The organism is Crateriforma spongiae, assembly GCF_012290005.1.
Classification (GTDB): Bacteria; Planctomycetota; Planctomycetia; order Pirellulales; family Pirellulaceae; genus Crateriforma; species Crateriforma spongiae.
Window position 1 is genome coordinate 173,130 of the sequence record NZ_JAAXMS010000002.1, and the last position, 17,856, is coordinate 190,985.

Genomic DNA, 17,856 nt, shown 5'->3' on the forward strand with positions numbered 1-17,856 from the left:
ACGATCAATACTTTCGCGGTGTCACCGTGCCTTGAACGCGACTGGGCAGTCCTTGAATGTTCAAGAACCCTTCGGCGTCGTCTTGGTTGTAAGATCCGCCACCTTCCATGGTTGCGATTTCCGCGTCGTACAAGCTGTTGGGACTGGTTCGCGACGCCACCATGATGTTGCCCTTGTACAACTGCAACGTGACTTCGCCGGTCGTGTGTTTTTGGGCGTCACGGATGAACGCAAACAATGCGTCCATCTTTTGTGTGTACCAAAAACCGTAGTAAACCATTTCGGCGACTTCGGGCGCCATGCGATCACGCAGGTGCATCAAATCGCGGTCCATCGTCAGCTGTTCGACATACATCAAAGCGTCGTACAACACGGTCATGCCGGGCGATTCATAGACGCCGCGACTCTTCATCCCGACGAATCGGTTTTCCACCATGTCGATCCGCCCGACCCCGTTGCGACCGGCGATCGTATTCAGCGACTCGACCATCTCCAGTGCATTGACTTGTTTGCCGTTGAGCGTCGTGGGGACTCCGGCTTCGAAACCGATCGTGACTTCCTCGGGTTGATCCGGCGCGTCTTGTGGACTGACGCCCATGCCGAAATCGACAAGCTCCACACCATTGACATCCAATTCTTCCAACTGGCCCGCTTCGTAACTGATGTGCAGCACGTTTTCGTCGCTGCTGTAGGGTTTTGCGGCGGACGCTTTGACGGGAATCTTCTTTGCGTCACAGTAGTCGATCAATTCGGTACGTCCGGGGAACAGTTCACGGAACTCCTCGATCCGCCACGGCGCGATGATCTTGACCTTCGGGTCCAATGCTTCGGCAGCCAATTGGAACCGACATTGGTCATTGCCCTTGCCGGTGGCACCGTGGGCAAACGCCGTCGCTCCGACTTCGCGAGCGACTTCCAAACAGACTTTGCTGATCAGCGGACGGGCGATGGAAGTGCCCAGCAGATAGATTTGTTCGTACTTGGCCTGCCATGCCAGCACGGGGAAAGCAAAGTCGCGGCACAGTTCTTCGCGAACGTCGATCAGCCGCGAAGATTTCGCACCACAATCGCGAGCCTTCTGCATGATCGCGTCGCGGTCCTCGCAGGGTTGGCCCAGGTCGACATAGACCGCATGCACTTCATAGCCCTGGTCTTGCAACCAACCGAGAATGACCGAAGTGTCGAGGCCGCCGGAATAGGCGAGGACGCAGCTTTTCATGAATCGTTATTCTGTTGAGAAAATTTGTGACGAATTTGACGATATTGGAAAATCGAATCGTTCCGCTGGCAACCGCCCCTCCGGCGGCCTTTGTCGGCCGATAGATTCGATACCGCGTCTGTCTGTGCCGATGTCGATCGATGACCGGCGGTGCGACGGGCCACGGTTTCCATTTTCGCGTCCCCCCGTCATTCGCCTCCTGGCATCCGATCGGTGCCTCGGGTCGGCCCCGCACCCTGCCCTGCCCTCGTTTCATCGCCAAAGCGACCGTGATTATGTCTGATTCGACCCCACTGCCCGCTGATCTGATCCGCCAGTTGGAACAATTGGCCGCGGGAAACGCCAGCGTCGACGAAGTGACCAATTGGATTCGAGCCGCCGGCGGCCCCGAACACTTGGCCAGCCCCGCGGACAATTTGCGTTCGATCGACGGAGCGACCGTGGACCTGGGACGCCGCGACCGGTGTGGTTTCGGCGAGGTGATTTTCGGCGAAGGCAAGTCGGCGGAACTGATCACGCGGATCATCCAAACCCAACTGGATGCCCAGCAGCACGCGCTGGTTACCCGATTGGATAACACCACGGCGGCCCAGGTTCGCCGCTGTTTTGAGCATGCGTTTTACAATCCGCTGGCCCACACGCTGCGTGTCGGCCAGTTGGAATGCCCGGCGGCGCAGCAGTTGGACATCGAACAGGTCGACCAAATCCCGCACGTCGGGGTGGTCACCGCAGGCAGCACCGATCAGCACGTCGCCGAGGAGGCCATCGAAACCCTTTTTTGGATGGGCATCCCGTTTCGTCGTTTCGACGACATCGGCGTCGCGGGCCCGGCCCGATTGATGGCGTCGGTGCCTCAGCTGCAAAAGGCGGATGCCCTGGTGGTGGTCGCCGGCATGGAAGGTGCACTGCCGTCGGTCGTTTCCGGGCACGTCGCGGTTCCCGTTTTCGCGGTGCCGACCAGCGTCGGATACGGTGCCAATCTGGGCGGCCTGACTCCGCTGATGGGCATGCTTAGCAGCTGCACGGCGAACGTAGCCGTGGTGAACGTCGATGCCGGATTCAAAGGCGGCTATTTGGCCGGGCTGGTGGTTTCGCGAATCCAACACGCCACGACGAAAACGTCGGACTGACCGGTCGATTGTCGCCGTCGCGAACGGTCCACGTCCGCGAGCGTCCCGCTGGTGCCCGACCTTTCGCAACTTTTTCGGCACATTGAAACCCGATGAACGACGAAACCCGATGAACGACCCTGCGCCGCCGCTTCCGCCCCGTCCGACACGCAAGACTGACGCTCACAAAGGCGATTTCGGCAAATGCCTTTTGGTGGGTGGTTCGCGTGGCATGGCCGGATCGATCGCACTGAGCACCTTGGCGACACTGCGCACCGGTACCGGTCTGGTCACCGCTGCGGTTCCCGACCGTTGCCTGGAAACGGTGGCAGCGTTTCACCCGTGCCTGATGACGGTTCCGCTGGACGACCATGACGGTCATTTCGGCGATCAAGCGGCCAAGCAGCTGGCGGGATTTCTGCAAGACGACGCCACCGGCGGGGACATCAAGTTTGATGCGATCGGGTGCGGGCCTGGAATGTCGACCGGTATGGGGTCGCAGCGGGTCGTCGATTTGCTGTGGAATCAAACCACCAAGGTCCCCCGCGTGTTCGATGCCGACGCGCTGAACATTTTGTCCGCGAAAGGCTGGCTGAACCCTTCTCAGTCCGCCGACGCATCGCCGGACCCCGGGCCGGCTGTCTTGACCCCCCATCCCGGCGAACTGCAGCGATTGACGGGTGTTTCCGTGTCCGACCGTCAGGGACAAATCGATGCGGCTGCTTCGATCGCGGATCGGACGGGCGTTGTCATCGTGGTCAAAGGCGGACCAACGGTGGTCGTGGGCCGGGCGGGCCGCTGGACCAACACGACCGGCAACCCGGGCATGGCGACGGCGGGATGCGGCGATGTGTTGACCGGCGTGATCACGTCGCTGTTGGGGCAACGTGGCGACGATGGTCGGCGAATGTCCCCCTGGGATGCGGCACGGCTGGGTGTTTTTCTGCACGGCGCCGCTGGCGACCGTGCGGCGGAGCGGCTGGGGCAAGCCTTCATGGTGGCAACCGATGTGATTGACGGACTGAGCGACGGTCCGTCGGATCAATGAAGCTGATGCGGCGACGATCTACCGTCCAAAACTGGCAACCGCTGGGGGTGGGCCTTTCCGATTCGTCGCGTGAAGTTCATCATGCCCCCCGTGACTGAAATCGTGTACTTGGATGAATTCCCCGGCCCCGCCGGGACGCCCTCGCGGACTTCGCCGCGCGGGGACACTGGTGCGCGACAATCCGATTTAGATCGCTTGCAGCGCGGCGTGCTTTCGATCGGCAATTTTGATGGCGTGCATCTGGGTCATCAATCGTTGTTACGCCGGTTGCGATCCATGGCCGATGAACTGGGCGGCCCCAGTGTGGCAATCGTCTTTGACCCGCATCCTGCAGAGATTTTGCGTCCGGAGAATCCGCCGCCACGGCTGACCACCCTGCCCCGCCGCGCGGAATTGATGTCGCCGCTGGGAATCGATTTCTTGTTGGTGTGCCGAACCACCCAGGCGCTTTTGAATCTTTCGCCGGACGATTTTTTCGACCGCTTCATCGTGTCGACCCTGACCGCTCGCGGAATGGTCGAAGGTCCCAACTTTTGCTTCGGCAAAGATCGCCGGGGAGACATCGCGATGCTGCGGCAGCGTTGCGACGAACAACAAATGCATCTTCAGATTGTGACGGCCGCCGACGACGGCGCCGAAATGATCAGCAGCAGCCGCATCCGTCAGTGTTTGTCGCTAAACGATGTGGCATCGGCCGCCGCCATGCTGGGCCGGCCGCATCGAGTGTCCGGAATCGTCGTGACCGGTGATCAGCGTGGCCGCAAGATCGGGTTCCCCACCGCCAACCTGGATCAATGGTCGACGATGCCGCCTTCGCCAGGTGTGTACAGCGGATGCGTGGAATTGGAATCGGGTGCTCGACATCCCGCGGCCATTCACCTGGGTCCGAATCCGACTTTCGAAACTGAGATGAAATTGAAGTTTGAGATCCACGTGTTGGACTACAGTGGGTCGCTTTACGATCAAATTCTCGCGGTCGACTTCATCGACCACATTCGCGCGGTCCATTCGTTTGCATCGGTGGACGACTTGACCGCACAGTTGAAACGCGACGTTGCCACGACGCGGCGTCACTACTTGAATTGGATGAATCGCTAATGGGCGTCAATTGGAAAGCTTTCGTCGATCAAATCTCGCACTATCAGTCTTTTGTACTGGTCAGTCACATTCGCCCCGATTGCGATGCGTTGGGCAGCGAATTGGCGATGGCCGAAGTCCTGCGGGCGATCGGCAAAGACGTACGAATCATCAACGCTCACCGCACACCACCGGCGTTGCAGTTTTTGGATCCGGCCGGCAACATCGACGTGCTGGGGGATGATGTCGAAGCGGAAGACATTCATTGCGATTGCTTCATGATCCTGGACACCAGCGCATGGGCCCAGTTGGGCGACATGGGTGATGTGATTCGCACCGCCACCTGCGACAAAATGGTCCTGGACCACCACGTCGGCGAAGACGACTTGGGCGCGACGATGTTCAAGGACTACCAGGCCGAAGCGACCGGTCATCTGGTGATCCAGGCGGCCGATGCATGCAACGTTCCGCTGACTCGAAAAATGGGCGTGGCGGCGTTTGCGGCGATCGCCACGGATACCGGATGGTTTCGTTTCGGCAGCGTGACACCGGAAACGTTTCGCGTGATCTCGCGGTTGGTGGAAGTCGGCGTGGTCCCCAGCGAAGTTTACGGCGATCTTTACGAACGTGACACGCTGGGCCGTTTGAAGCTGCGTGGATTGATCCTGTCACGAACTGAGGCGGAATTGGACGGAGCTCTTGTTCACACCTACGTCCAGAAAGAAGACTTCGCCGCGATGGGCGCGGAACCATCGGACACCGAAGACGCGATCAACCTGACGCTTTCGGTCGGTGGCACGAAGGGCGCGGTTATTTTCGTCGGCCAGCTGCGTGGCGGATACAAACTGAGCTTTCGCAGTCGCTGCGACATGGATTGCAACGAAATCGCACGCCAATTCGGCGGCGGCGGCCACAAGGCAGCGGCTGGGGCGTTCGTCGAGGGCACGTTGGCCGAAGCCCAAGAACGCGTTTTGCCGGTCGTCCGCCAAGCGATGCAAAAAGCGTTGGGGCTGTAGGACGTCCGGCGAAGCGGCGTCACTGCAACCATGTCCACGGCCGAACGAAGATTCGGCCGAAGGCATTGGACAGAACGCAGGCCACTAGATGCCAAGGGTTGGTTGCGACGCCTATTGCTTCAGCACAAACCCGCACAATGCCCAACCGTCGTCGGTGGTGATCACAAAGTTACCGGCGACACCAAAGTATTTTTGGATCGTCTTGAAGGGTGGCAACTTCTTCGCTTCGATCGGGTCGGGCTCGTCTTGCAATTCCGATTCGTCGACGATTCGCTTGATCAACGACGCCAGCACTGAATCGCTATTTCGCAGCTCTCCTTGGCGAAGCAATTCATATTTGATACGGCGTGACAGATCGGTTCGAACGATCCGATCGACCGCCACGTCTTCGGCTCCCAGCGACTGCATGGCCGCGACAGCCTTTTGCACCCGAGTATTTGTGTTCAGACCATCGGCGGGCGGCTTTCGCATTCGTTTGGCGGTTTCGATCAGCAAATCTGAATGGCTGCTGAAGACGACGTAGTCCGCTTGGCCTTGGCGAGTCGCGGGCACAACGGCGATCGCCCAGGTCGTCAACAATTGCTGCTCTTCTTCTTCGGCGGGCGCGACGTCTTGGAAGTCCCCAAAGTCGCCAAACAATTCGTCCTCGAACGATTCATCGTCATCGGTGACTTCGTATTTCCAGACTTCCAGGTCGGGAATCGATTCCAACAACGTGAAATTGGGTTCGTTTTGCATGATGCGACGCAGCGAATCCTTGATGACCGCCGCGTCCTTCAGTTCCAACGCAACCAACATGCGTTCCGATGAAATGGAAGCGGGCAAAACGTTGTCGGTCAACAAGATCATTTCTTCGCCCAGGTTGGGCACGACGTCGTTCAAGATGTCGACGTTTGCGGTGTCTTCACCGCGGCGAATGTCTTCCAGCGTGTCCATGAAGACTTCGCTTCCCATTGCTTCGTCGACCAACGTTTCCAATGCCAGAAACGCATCACCAACTTTCCAGCTAAGCCGCATGAAATTGGCGGTGTCGCCGCCGACCCAATCCGGGATTTCCGGTCTTGGTCGATTCGGAAACTGCAGGATTCGAGCCCCCAACTGATAACGTTGATCATCTTCGGCGGTCGGTGGTGCGATCACGACGCCACGGTGCAGCCAGTCAAAATCACCGGTGCCGATCGCCACGGTTCCGCCGGCCGCCTGAATGGCATCGAACCCCTGGTTCTGCAACAGTTCCAAGATTTGAACATTGCCACGTCGATCGACGTGAAATGCTTCGCGTGCGATTTCGCCCATGGCAAAAGGTTCGGCATACCACTGCACGCCCATCGGGACGCCGGGAACGTCGTCGCCCAGTCGCTGAACATCATCCTTGATCGCCGCTTCGGAACGCGAGCGAATCGTTGAATACAGTTCCGCATCGCCGATCGTGTCCGACGGTGCACGACCTTGGATCGCATCGATCAGTTCCGTCACCAACGTGTCACGATCAGACGCGATCACACGATCTTCGCTTTTCCAAATCGCGATCTGTTCAATCTTGTATTGGCCGACTTTGGTTTTCGGCATGTACACGCGAATCGTTTCGCCGGCATGTTCCAGATCCTTGCGTTGGGCTTCGCGGACCTTCATATCGGCATCGACTTGCTGCAGAACTTCATCGGCGGCGGCACTGCGACCGCGAATGTCGGCGATCACACAGAATGCGTAGGGTCGACGCGGTTCTTTGGGGTACGGCAACCAAGCCGCGACGACTTCCCCCGATGCGATGTCATAGACGTCTTCGACCTTCAGCCCGATCTTTTGGTCCAAAGAATCGAGGTACTTATTGGCCAGTTCGCGTTGGGCTTCGCGGAACGGTTTCATCGAAGGATCGTCCAACAGCCGCCCGAAATTCGTTTCGCCGCCGGATGCACAGAAATCAGGAAGACTGGGAAACCGCACCAGCCCGGCCGTCGTGCTGGGCAGCAAATCGATCGCCGAGGCGAAACCGGCTTCCCCGTCATCACCCGCTTCGGCGACGGAAACATCGCCGTCGGATTCGACCGCATCTGGGGCGGCCGCGTTGTTTTGGGCTTCGCCCGTTGCGACAACGCACAGGACCAAGCATGCCGAAAGGATCAGACGGCAGACCGACCGTAGGTGACCGATTCGCCGGATCGCAAAGAAAGACAAAAGAGACATAGAGTCCGTCAGATTGCTAGTTGCATTTGTCGAAGCAAGATCGGCATCCGTTTGGGTTCGTCGCCGCCCCTCGCTTGTCGGGATCCGCGTTCGATTGCGGCCCCACCGCCAAGCAGTATGTTATCGAACTCGTTTTTGATTCGATACGCCGTTTGAGACAGACCTTTCGTGCCTAACACCCCCCCAGACGACGGTACGTCCTTGGATACCTACCAGAACCCCCTGATCCAGCGTTACGCGTCGCCCGAGATGGCGACGCACTGGGGAAATACCCGCCGTTTTGCGACTTGGCGGTCGTTGTGGGTCGCTTTGGCGGAGGCGGAACAGGAACTGGGCATCGCGATCACCGATGATCAGATTCGCCAGCTGAAACAGTTCCAAGACGATTTGAACCTGGACGTCGCCAAAGACTACGAAAAAAAACTGCGACATGACGTGATGGCGCACGTCCACGCCTATGGCGACCAATGCCCCGACGCCCGGGGGATCATCCACTTGGGCGCGACCAGTTGCTTCATCACCGATAACGCGGACTTGGTGTTGATTCGTCAGGCATTGCGGTTGGTGGCCCGCCGCTTGGCCGCGACGATTCTGCGGATGGCTGAATTCGCCCAACAGCACCGTGCCCTGCCCTGCCTGGCGTTCACCCACTTTCAGCCGGCACAGCCGACGACAGTCGGAAAGCGATGCACGCTGTGGATGTACGACTTGGTGCTGGACTTGGTCGAAGTCGAACATCGCTTGGACCAACTGGCGTGCCGCAGCACCAAAGGCACCACCGGCACCCAAGCCAGCTTTCTAGAACTGTTCAGTGGCGACGCCGACAAAGTCCGGCAATTGGAAAAGCGGGTCTCCGAAAAATTGGGTTTCGAAAAGATTTACGCCGTCACCGGTCAAACCTATCCCCGCAAGGTCGACAGCCAGATTTTGGACGCCCTTTCGGGTATCGGCCAAAGCCTTCACAAGATCGCAACGGACCTGCGACTGTTGGCCGGTCGTAAGGAAGTGGAAGAGCCGTTTGAAAAGCACCAAATCGGCAGCAGCGCCATGGCCTACAAACGCAACCCGATGCGAAGCGAACGGATCTGCGCTTTGTCACGGTTTGTGATCAGCCTGCAAAGCAGCCCTGCGATGACGGCGGCGACGCAGTGGATGGAACGCACCTTGGACGACAGTGCCAATCGACGCTTGGTCATCCCGCAAGCTTTTCTGGCCATCGATGCGGCGTTGGTGCTGATGCAAAACGTCGCCGACGGCATGGTGGTTTATCCGGCAACGATCGCCCGCAATTTGGCCGCCGAACTGCCCTTCATGGCGACCGAGAACATCTTGATGCAAGCGGTGTCGGCCGGCGGCGACCGGCAAGAGCTGCATGAACAGATTCGGGTCCACAGCCAGGCGGCCGCCCAGCGAGTGAAGAACGAAGGCGCCGACAATGATCTGTTGGACCGCCTGAAACAAGACACCGCGTTTTCGGGGATCGATGTCGATGCTGCCACCGACCCGTCGGCTTTTGTCGGGCGGGCTCCGCAGCAAGTCGACGAATTCCTTGGTGACGTCGTCGGTCCGATCCGCCAGCGTTACCAAAGCGAATCCGACCTTAGCGTCGACGTTCACGTTTAAGCGTCGAAGCTGGGAACAATGATCGACGCTGTTTAGACATCGACGCCGTGCCGACGGCAAAGCACACCAAGCATCATGTTCGTTCCGTGATGCCCGGTGTCGGCACCGTCCGGCCAAGCAGCGTTTAGTCTTTCCGTGGAACCTGGGTATCGAATTGGCCGCGTGACAGATCTGTCGACGCTTTCATGCGAGCAACGGCGTCCTCGTACAAACGCTGTTGAGACCGGAAGGCAGAATCTGGATCTTCGGGCACCGTGCGAATGTATTGCCCGTTGGGCTGCATCACCCAGGCGTTGGTGTCGTCTTGGAAATAAGTTTGCAGCGTGTCAAACAGCTTCTCACGACATGCCGGATCCAGAACGGGGACCAACAATTCCACGCGCCGATCCAAGTTTCGCGGCATCCAATCGGCGCTGCTGATAAACAACTGGCCGTCGCCGCCGTGCCGAAAGTACAAGATTCGGGCATGTTCCAAGTAGCGATCCACGACTGAAACGACACGTATATTTTCGCTTAGCCCTGCGATGCCGGGCTTCAGACAGCACACGCCGCGAATGTTCAACAGGACTTTCACACCGGCTCGGTTGGCTCGATAAAGCGCATCGATCACTTCGGTGTCGACCAACGCGTTCAGCTTCACGATGATTTCCGCTTGATCGCCCTGCACCGCACGGCGTGTTTCCGCATCGATCAGCGTGATCACTTTCTGTCGCAACGTCAGCGGCGCGGCGGCCAACAATTCGAACGGCTGGGGCTGGCTGGCTCCTGTGACGGCATTGAAAAACGCGGTCGCGTCGTCACCCAAGACTTCGTCACACGTCAGCAGCGAAACATCGCTGTAAAGTTTCGCGGTGGCCTCGTTGTAATTCCCGGTACCGAAATGGATGTAGCGCCGAATGCCTTCCGGTTCGCGGCGGACGACCACACAGACCTTGGCATGAGTTTTCAAACCGCGAATGCCGTAGATCACCTGCACCCCGGCCTGTTCCATTTCACGGGCCCATTCGATGTTACGTGCTTCATCGAACCGAGCTTTCAATTCGACGATCGCCGAGACGTATTTACCGTTTTGAGCGGCCTTCATCAGCGCGGCGACGATGGGACTGTTCTTACTGGTGCGATACAAAATTTGCTTGATCGCCAGAACGTCGGGGTCTCCAGCCGCTTCCTCCAACAGACGCACCACCGGATCGAATCGCTCGTACGGATGGACCAGCAACCAATCACCTTCGCCCATCGTTGCGAACATCGAATTTGCGGGATCGATCCCGGGCGTCCCCTGGGGCGGCCAAGGAACGTCCTTCAGTTTGCCGAACCCTTTGATGCCGCTTAGGCCGAACAAATACGTCAGGTCCAACGGACCATCGATACGAAACGTGTCCCGCTGCTGGACGCCCATCGTTTCGGTCAGAAAGGCGGTCATTTCATCGCCGGCCGTCGCGGCCAATTCCAACCGCACAACGTCGCTTTGCCGTCGGCCTTCCAGGACTTCTTCCATGCCCTCAAGCAAGTCACCGGCGCCGTCTTCACGCAGTTCGATATCGGCGTTGCGCGTGATTCGGAACGGCGTGGCTTCCAGAACGCGACGGCCCTGAAAAAACTCTGCGGCGAAGTGAGCCACCAAGTCTTCCAGCAACACGTACGCATAACCGTCATCCGAGGGCAATTGAATGATTCGCGGCAAAGCGCGTCCCAGTGGGATGATCGCGAAATGCCACAACGGGGTTTCGCCGTCGGGTCCCACCACCGGCTTGCCCAGCCCCGGGTCCTGTCCGTCCAGCCGGACGCAAAGATGCATCGACAATCCTTGCAGCATCGGGAACGGTCGGTCATGAAAAACCGCGTGTGGCGTCAAGACCGGCAAGACATCCGCAACGAACGTTCGGTGTGCGTCTTGACGCGTGCTTTCGGAACAATTCGACAGGTCGACACGATGGATCCCGTTTTCGACAAGTTCCGGTTCCAACTGTTCGCGAAAATGAGCCCCCTGGCGTCCGACCAGCAGGTGACAACGGGTCAGCACCGCTTGCAGTTGCTCGCTGACCGTCATACCGGCGGGATCGCGCGACAGGGAATTGCGTTCGTACTGCAATTTCAGCCCGCCGACACGGACCATCACAAATTCGTCCAGATTGGATCCGGTGATGGCCAAAAACTTTGCCCGTTCCAGCAGGGGCACATCGGGATCGGTCGCCTGGTCCAAGACCCTGGCGTTGAATTCCAGCCATCCAAGTTCGCGATTGACGAATCGATCGACCGGCAATTTCGACTCGGACTTGGTCGACTTTTTCGTGGCTTTCGACGTCTTGGACGTCCGTGGGGTCGAAGCACTCAAAGGATGAACTCGCTGGGTAAAAAACGCGGGAAAACGGGGATCACCGGGTTTGCAAACGTCACCACGACCGGAATGGCCGTGGATCGCGATCCCGGCGCCGCCGTCTTATCGTCACCCAGGCGAATACAAAATCAATCGGGCTTACCGCCGATCGGACGTCGGGATCGCACGATGTTCGCGATTCCCCTTTGGTGACATTCGCACTCAGCCCACCCAAAGCGGGCGACCATTTTCGGCCAAGGCCTAACGAGGCAGCAAACCGTCGCCCCCGGTCGAGGATGGGCGTCGCGCGGTCGCGGCGACCGGTGAATCCTCCGAATCCGATTCGCCCTCGGTTTCCTCGGCACCGGAAGCCGTTTCGTCCACCTCGGAAGTCCCCAATAGAATACGAAACGCTTTGGGATAAAAATCTTTTCCGTACGTCAATTCGCCACCTTGGTGACCGACCATTCCGACCATCATGGCGACAATCAAAAGCCCGCCTTTCCAAACCTTGTTCAAGTGCGGCTTGTCCGATCGCAAAGCGACGATGGCGATGAACGCCGAAACGCAAGCGAACACGGTGACGATCACACCGCCCCAGCGATGCCAGAAGACTTCGCTGTCAAAATCCACTCGTGTCCAACCGGCATATCCTTTCTCCGTCGCGAACGACCAGCCCATGGCCGTGGCCGCCACCGCGGTCAACGCGCCCAAAATTAGGCACGCCGCGGGAACCTGAGTACCGATCGTCGGCCAACGCCACCCCAGCACGACAAACAACGCACCGACCAGCAACAACGCGATGGGAAAGTGCACGGTCGCGGGGTGGAAAAACCCCTGGAACGACCAGACACGCGAAGCAACGGGCAACGCCACATCGGCGGCCTGTTCAATTGCTTGCTCAATCGGCGTGTCGTCGTCGACCGCACGGACGACCACGCCCTCGGGCCAATGAGCCCCCTCGTTGATCCACGTCGCCATCAACGTCAGTTCGGCCGAACTTAAGGGGCCGCCTTGGGAACGCGGCGGCATCAACATGTCGGGATCATCGGTGGCCATGTAATCAGCAAACACGCTGCTGGATTCCGCGTCCTCCGGCTCGACGTAATACATGAACTCCTCCGCGTCATCGACGCGAAAATCGTTCTTGGCCTCCTCCGCATTGTGACACTCCAAACATCGGTCACGCAGGATCGGCAGAATGTCACGCTGAAAATCCACCAAACGCCCGTCGTCATCGCGTGGCATGCGTTCGTCCTGTGCCGCAGCGGTCCCCGCGACCCCCAGGACCATGACGAATGCGATTGTGAATCGTAAGATTTGTGGAACCATCATCGACCAGGGTCCTTGTGCGAATCTTTCGGGTGGGGAAGGCGGGAAAGTGTGGTGGCGTTCGATGGCGTCGGTTTCGGCCGGCGTGCGAGATCGAACGGCGGAGGGGAGTCCATTGTCATCCCGCGCCGACGGCGTGGCTAGACCGCGGCGGTTGGCGGGATGCTGATCGTTCCCCCGCCTGATTGCTGACCTTTCCCCCGCGTTGTCGACACGCCAGTTGCGTATGCAATGGACAGACACCAAGGCTGAAGGATCATCCGGCATCGGCTTTCAAACCCTGGACCATCATGCCCGGGTGTGTCAGATTGCCATTGCGACCGAACGTCCGCAGTCCAACCGGATCTTCGGTGCGCGTCATGCCCCCTTCGACAATGGAATCGCCTTAACGTGACATCGACCGCCCCCCGCATCGCGATCAATCAATTGGCCGACGGCCAGACGGTGGCCCAGGCATTTCGTGTCGCCGACAAGCAAATCCGAGTCAACCGCCAGGGCGGCAAGTATCTGTTCCTGCGTCTGGCCGATCGAACGGGCAAGATCGTGGGCATGATGTGGAACGTCGACGAGAGAGTGGCTGATTCGTTCGACCGGGCCGACTACATCCACACCGAAGGACGAACTCAAGTCCACAACGGTGCGCTGCAAGTCATCGTCACACGGTTGGAACGCATGGATCCGTCGGAGGTCGACCCGGCAGATTTCGAGCAATTCGACGCCGAGCAGTCCCAGCGTTTGATGGCTAGGCTGACCGAACAGTTGGGTTCGATCGAAGACCCTCAACTGTCACGATTGGCCCAGTGCTATCTGAACGACGGTGATCTGATGAACCAATTGGCATCCGCCGCTGCGGCGGTCGTACACCATCACGCGTTCCCCGGCGGGTTGCTGCGTCACACGGTCGACCTGATGGAACTGGCCGACTTCGTTGGCAATCGATACGAATCAATCGATCGCGACCTGTTGTTGATGGGTGCTTTCCTGCACGACTTGGGAAAGATGCACGAATTGTCCAGCGACGGCGAGTTGTCATACACCGATCGTGGCCAAATGGTCGGCCACATCGTGATCGGGATCCAAATGCTGGGCGACAAAATTCAACAAATCGATACACCGGAGACACCGTTCCCGGTGGACTTGCGATATCAATTGGAACACCTGATCGTCAGCCATCACGGCGAATTCGAATACGGCAGCCCACGCTTGCCGTCGACGATGGAAGCGGTAGCGTTGCATCACATTGACAACCTGGACGCCAAGATCAGCAGCTTTGCCAGCGTGATCGAACAAGACGTTTCGGCCGACCCACGCTGGACCAATTACAACCCGTCGATCGGACGAAAATTGTGGAAGAAGTGACCAAACGGAAGGCCGTTGTTTTGCTATCCGGTGGCCTGGACAGCACGACCTGTCTGGCGATCGCATCCGCCGAAGGATTCGCGGTTCACGGAATCAGCTTTCGCTATGGACAACGCCATCAATACGAACTGGATCGGGCACGCGCGGTCGCCGAACAGTTCGGCGTTGCATCGCATCGAATCGTCGACATCGACCTGGCCACGTTCGGCGGATCGGCGTTGACGGACCCATCGATCGATGTCCCCAAGAGCGCTTCGGTGCACGGCATCGGTGAAGGGATCCCGGTGACCTACGTCCCGGCACGCAACACGGTGTTTTTGTCCTTGGCCCTTGCGATGGCCGAAACGATCCAAGCACGCGATATCTTTATCGGCGTCAACGCCCTGGACTACAGCGGCTATCCGGATTGTCGCCCAGAGTTCATCGCGTCGTTTGAACAGACGGCCAACTTGGCGACCAAGATCGGTGTCCAAGACGGCGGGCCGATTCGAATCCACGCACCACTGATCAAGTTGTCCAAAGCCGAGATCATCCGACGCGGTTTGGAACTGGGGGTCGACTACGGACAAACACTTTCGTGTTACGACCCAAGCGACGGGGGCGTCGCCTGCGGACACTGCGATGCGTGCCTGTTACGGCAAAAAGGGTTCGAAGCCAATGGCATGCCCGACCCGGCACCGCAGGCCTAGCCCCGCGGCCTAGCCGCCAGTACATCGCCACCTATCGCGACCAGGGCAGCAGCCAGCCCCGTCCAGGCGGCCGATTCAACCAAGGAATTTCGGCGACCGAAACGTTGCCGAATCCCGCAACGCGGACGCCACGGTAATCGAACGGCCCGCTACGACGGATCGATTGACGCAACGTGGCTTTCATCGCGGACTTGTTTCGACGGGACAGAATCCACACACGATCACGGGAATTCATCGGTGCCCCCAGTTGTTCCAATGGGAACAGCAAATCGCGATCAATGGGACGCACTTCAATCGCTTCGCCGTCGCCGACATTCACCCGATACGGACCGTGAACCGGCAACGTCAAATAGGCGATCGGACCGGAATCCCCTGGCACGGACGCGGTCCTGCCTTCGGATAACCCTCGCTGCAAATACGCGTCGTATTCGATCAGCCCCGCATCCACATACAACGTGTCCCCCGGACTCATCTGTTCGTCCAGCCAGCCGATCGCCCCACGCCAGTCTTCCCCACGTGCCACCAAAGGACGCGGCAAACGAGCGATGCCCGACGGTGTCCGCTGCTGCCACATCATCCATCCCAAACTGGCCAACGCCACAACCAATGACATCGCAAAGCGAAACGCGGGCATCGACAGTCGCCGCCATGCCGACGCCCATCCACCGTGATGAACTGATGCCACACAGCACCCCGGCACGGTTGCCAACATCGGCAGGACGACGATGAAATAGCGACGATGCCAAAGCGGAACCCAGCCGGCCCATGATGCCAGCCAGTACGTTGTCGTTGCCGCCATCGCAATCAAGGCGATCCCAAACCCACACCGCCACAACGTTGTTCGAATTCCACCGAGAACCGCCGAAACGGTCAATGGAACGATCAACAGCCCCGCCCACGGCCAGATGTGCCACCACTGGTTCCAAGATCGCGCCGTGGCAAACGTCGCCCAGTGGTCACGGTGTGCCCAAGAATTCAACAGTGTCCATTGCCAGGCAGCCAGCAAGGCGGCGACCAACAGCGTCCATCGCAATCCATCATTCAGCGATACACGCAACCAGGGCTCGTGGTTGGTTCCTAGACGACCAAACGCCCATGCCGTCAATGGCAACCAAGCGACCGCGGCAAAGTTGGCGGGCTGGCACAACACGACCAGCACCATGGCGATGGTCAATTGCCAAGCCGCCCTGCCCCGCCGGATGCCGATCGATGTCGCATCGGTTCCAGACGTGGCATCGAGCCCCGCCGCCGTATCCGGCCGGATGAGCGTGAACCAACCGTCGATGGCGAACACCGACGCCAACAACACGACCGCATAGGGACGCAATTCCGTGGCAAAGAAAGTTGCGTTCGCTTCGACCGCCAGCACCATTCCCGACGCCACTCCGGCGACCAGACTGCGGCAGTGCCGGGCGACGCTGAACGTCATCGCGCCCGCGGCGGCGGCAACCGACAGAACGCTGGTCAATCGCAACGCGATTTCGCTGTCACCGAACAGGTTCTTCCAGATCCAAAGCCCCCAAAAGTAAACGGGCATTTGATTTCCGAGCGCCGCACGACCGCGGACCTGATGCCAATCACCATCGATGGCCCAAGCGGTGTGAAGTTCATCGACCCAAAAGCTCTCGTAGCACGACGAAAGCCTCAAAAGGCATGCCACAATCGCAACGCCCGACGCGACCACGAACCCAATCATCGTCGTCCGTCGCGGTGACCACTGGTGTTCCAACTGAAGCATCAAAGCAGATTAGCCGTCCGGATTTGCCGTGCCGAAATGATCGCACAGGTTAGCCGTCTTGGGACGCATCCGCTGTATCGGCGACCGGATCATCGGCAACTTCCACCAAGATCTTGCAAGCTCGATCGATCTGTTCAGGCGAAACATCAAGATGGGTGACCAGTCGGATCGCCTGTTTACCGAACGTGAAAGCGCGGATTCCGGCTTGCTCCAGTTTTTCACAAAACTGCTGGGCTGTTCCCCAATCCGGGTGTACATCCAAAACGACCAAGTTGGTTTCCACTCGGTCGCCGCGGGCACGGATCATGGGTGAACGACACGCGGCCACGGCCAACTTGCGTGCCGCTTCGTGATCGTTGATCAAGCGGTCGCGATGGTGCTGTAGCGCGTACAAGGCCCCCGCCGCGACGATACCGACCTGACGCATCGCACCGCCGAACAACTTTCGGGCCCGTCGGGCTTGATCCATCAAGTCTTTCGGCCCCACCAACGCCGACCCCACCGGGGCGCCCAGTCCCTTGCTGTAACAAACGCTTACAGTGTCAAACGGTGCGGCCAAATCGCCAAGCGAAATCCCTTTGGCGACCGAAGCGTTCCACAGCCTGGCGCCGTCCAAATGCCGCCGCAGTCCGTTCTCCGCCGCCCAGTCGCACAGGGCGATCGTTTCGTCGTGCGGCAAGACCCGGCCGCCCCATCGGTTGTGCGTATTTTCCAAACACAACAATGCCGTCCGAACCATATAGTCGGTTTCCGGACGAATCTGATCCTGAACGTCGGCCACCCGCAGCACCCCGTTTTCACCCGCAATCGGATGCGCGACGAGTCCAGACAACTGGGCAAACGCCCCTTGTTCGTACTGATAGATGTGGGCCTCCGTTTCGCAAAGAAACTCGGTACCACGTTCACAGTGGATTCGGATCCCGATTTGGTTGGACATCGATCCGCTGGGCATAAAGACGGCGTCCTCTTTTCCCAACAGTTCGGCTGTGAACCTTTCCAGATGTTCAACGGTCGGATCGGTATCGATCACGGCGTCACCGACTTCCGCGGTCGCCATGGCTTGCCGCATCGCGGCGGTGGGTTTGGTCAGCGTGTCACTTCGCAGGTCGATCATGGAGCGTCCGAAAGATAGTTTGACGTAGAAA

At 59.0% G+C, this 17,856-nt stretch carries 13 protein-coding genes; 7 read left to right on the forward strand and 6 right to left on the reverse strand.

Translation table 11 applies throughout. The features are described 5' to 3' along the window. Positions 1-4: 4 nt before the first annotated feature. Positions 5-1,219 carry an argininosuccinate synthase gene (locus HFP54_RS04860; RefSeq protein WP_146410874.1) on the reverse strand — a complete coding sequence of 405 codons (1,215 nt, stop codon included), beginning with the start codon at positions 1,217-1,219 and terminating at the stop codon, positions 5-7. Positions 1,220-1,494: 275 nt separating this feature from the next. Here HFP54_RS04860 and larB point away from each other — a divergent pair, with 275 nt between their 5' ends. The 4 genes from larB (at position 1,495) to HFP54_RS04880 (ending at position 5,469) form a co-directional block, all read left to right on the forward strand. Then, on the forward strand, positions 1,495-2,349 hold the full coding sequence (larB, locus tag HFP54_RS04865; protein WP_168564290.1) for a nickel pincer cofactor biosynthesis protein LarB: 855 nt from the start codon (positions 1,495-1,497) through the stop codon (positions 2,347-2,349). Positions 2,350-2,458: 109 nt separating this feature from the next. After that, positions 2,459-3,376: an NAD(P)H-hydrate dehydratase gene (locus HFP54_RS04870; protein WP_168564291.1), complete on the forward strand. Its 918-nt coding sequence runs from the start codon at positions 2,459-2,461 to the stop codon at positions 3,374-3,376. Between the two features lie 81 nt (positions 3,377-3,457). Continuing rightward, positions 3,458-4,474, forward strand: coding sequence for a bifunctional riboflavin kinase/FAD synthetase (locus tag HFP54_RS04875; protein ID WP_168564292.1), 1,017 nt, complete (start codon positions 3,458-3,460; stop codon positions 4,472-4,474). Beyond that, a complete protein-coding gene (locus tag HFP54_RS04880) occupies positions 4,474-5,469 on the forward strand; it encodes a DHH family phosphoesterase (protein ID WP_145302829.1) in 996 nt (331 codons plus the stop codon). Before HFP54_RS04875 ends, HFP54_RS04880 begins: the two co-directional genes overlap by 1 nt. A gap of 111 nt (positions 5,470-5,580) precedes the next feature. Here the strand turns inward: HFP54_RS04880 and HFP54_RS04885 are convergent, their stop codons facing one another. Then, entirely contained in the window at positions 5,581-7,653 is a 2,073-nt protein-coding gene (locus tag HFP54_RS04885; RefSeq protein ID WP_168564293.1) for a membrane or secreted protein, read from the reverse strand. Between the two features lie 168 nt (positions 7,654-7,821). Between HFP54_RS04885 and purB the strand changes: the two genes are divergently transcribed. Then, positions 7,822-9,276, forward strand: coding sequence for an adenylosuccinate lyase (gene purB / locus HFP54_RS04890; protein ID WP_315853848.1), 1,455 nt, complete (start codon positions 7,822-7,824; stop codon positions 9,274-9,276). A gap of 124 nt (positions 9,277-9,400) precedes the next feature. On the opposite strand, the gene ppk1 is transcribed toward purB, so the two are convergent. Together ppk1 and HFP54_RS04900 are read right to left on the reverse strand one after the other, a co-directional pair. Then, a complete protein-coding gene (gene ppk1, locus HFP54_RS04895; RefSeq protein WP_146410864.1) occupies positions 9,401-11,611 on the reverse strand; it encodes a polyphosphate kinase 1 in 2,211 nt (736 codons plus the stop codon). 243 nt (positions 11,612-11,854) lie between these two features. Continuing rightward, complete coding sequence (locus HFP54_RS04900; protein ID WP_168564294.1) at positions 11,855-12,928, reverse strand: c-type cytochrome domain-containing protein; 1,074 nt, start codon at positions 12,926-12,928, stop codon at positions 11,855-11,857. A gap of 387 nt (positions 12,929-13,315) precedes the next feature. Between HFP54_RS04900 and HFP54_RS04905 the strand changes: the two genes are divergently transcribed. Further along, complete coding sequence (locus HFP54_RS04905) at positions 13,316-14,284, forward strand: 3'-5' exoribonuclease YhaM family protein (RefSeq protein ID WP_146410860.1); 969 nt, start codon at positions 13,316-13,318, stop codon at positions 14,282-14,284. After that, positions 14,269-14,973: a 7-cyano-7-deazaguanine synthase QueC gene (gene queC / locus HFP54_RS04910; protein WP_390656859.1), complete on the forward strand. Its 705-nt coding sequence runs from the start codon at positions 14,269-14,271 to the stop codon at positions 14,971-14,973. Before HFP54_RS04905 ends, queC begins: the two co-directional genes overlap by 16 nt. 31 nt (positions 14,974-15,004) lie before the next feature. Here the strand turns inward: queC and HFP54_RS04915 are convergent, their stop codons facing one another. Continuing rightward, positions 15,005-16,711, reverse strand: a complete 1,707-nt coding sequence (locus HFP54_RS04915) for a glycosyltransferase family protein (RefSeq protein ID WP_168564296.1) — start codon at positions 16,709-16,711, stop codon at positions 15,005-15,007. A 49-nt stretch (positions 16,712-16,760) separates the two neighbouring features. Then, positions 16,761-17,825 (reverse strand): threonine aldolase family protein, encoded by a 1,065-nt coding sequence (locus HFP54_RS04920; RefSeq protein ID WP_146410854.1) that lies wholly within the window; start codon positions 17,823-17,825, stop codon positions 16,761-16,763. Between the last annotated feature and the right edge of the window lie 31 nt (positions 17,826-17,856).